Source organism: Synechococcus sp. R6-7 (assembly GCF_047461695.1).
GTDB lineage: Bacteria > Cyanobacteriota > Cyanobacteriia > Thermostichales > Thermostichaceae > Thermostichus.
Genome location: NZ_JANSHS010000496.1, coordinates 1 through 842, shown reverse-complemented (window position 1 = coordinate 842; position 842 = coordinate 1). Strand labels below are relative to the sequence as shown.

At 55.6% G+C, this 842-nt stretch carries 1 protein-coding gene; it reads left to right on the top strand.

Annotated features, from left to right (window positions below):
• Positions 1-228: 228 nt before the first annotated feature.
• Positions 229-762, top strand: coding sequence for a thermonuclease family protein (locus NW815_RS13350; RefSeq protein ID WP_414388863.1), 534 nt, complete (start codon positions 229-231; stop codon positions 760-762).
• Positions 763-842: the final 80 nt, after the last annotated feature.

Sequence of the window (842 nt, the reverse complement as noted above, 5' to 3'; positions counted from 1 at the left end):
GCGGGGCTCCTGCGATTTCTAGCTGAAGAAAAGCAAGCAGGAATGGCTCAGTCGCCTGGGAGCCTTGGGCAACCCAACCAACGGCGGATCTACTGCTGGCCAATTCAAATCTGCGGTGGGATTGTTTTCTGGAGAGTTGCCGCTACCATTACACTTTGAGCGTTGCCACCGGAAACTCCCCGGCGGGAAAAGAAGAGGGGGCTGCGTCCAAAGTGGGGAATTAAGGTCATGTTCCAGCGTATTGCTCTCGGCTCTGCTGCAGTGGGATTGCTTCTGGCCATACCCGTCCTTCCCAGCCACGGGTTTGGAGAGCCCCGGGTCGTTCCCGATACCCCGTTCTACTTCGACAACCACCGCTTCGATCGCTACCCAGATGCGGTTGTGGTGCGGGTGGTCAACGGCGACACCCTAGTGGTGCAAATCGAAGGGGAACAGAAGATGCGCCTAATCCGGTTGGCCGGGATCGAGGGTCTCAGCCCGGAAGAAAACCCCTATTACCAGCAAGCCATTGAACTGATGCGGGAGCGCATCCTCTACCGCACCGTCAAGCTGGAAGGGGATAAGTTGCTGCGCAACGTAGATGCTACGGGCTTGGTGGAGGCCTATGTCTGGTTAGAAGGCCATCAGATGAACGCCATGTTGGTGCGCAATGGCCTGGCCCGCATCATCCCCTACAGCCACAACATCAAGTACGACAGCTACTACGGTGGCCTACAAGAAAAAGCCCAGCAGGAGCGCCTTGGCATTTGGAGCCGTCTCTGAGTTGGCTTTATACTGAACTTCAGTTCTTTAATCTTCAAGGGAGCAGAGAGGAAAGAGCATGACTCTAGTCAATAATAAGC

Excerpts from the sequence above, each read along its gene's own strand:
- NW815_RS13350 (WP_414388863.1), top strand. The coding sequence starts at position 229 with ATGTTCCAGCGTATTGCTCTCGGCTCTGCTGCAGTGGGATTGCTTCTG.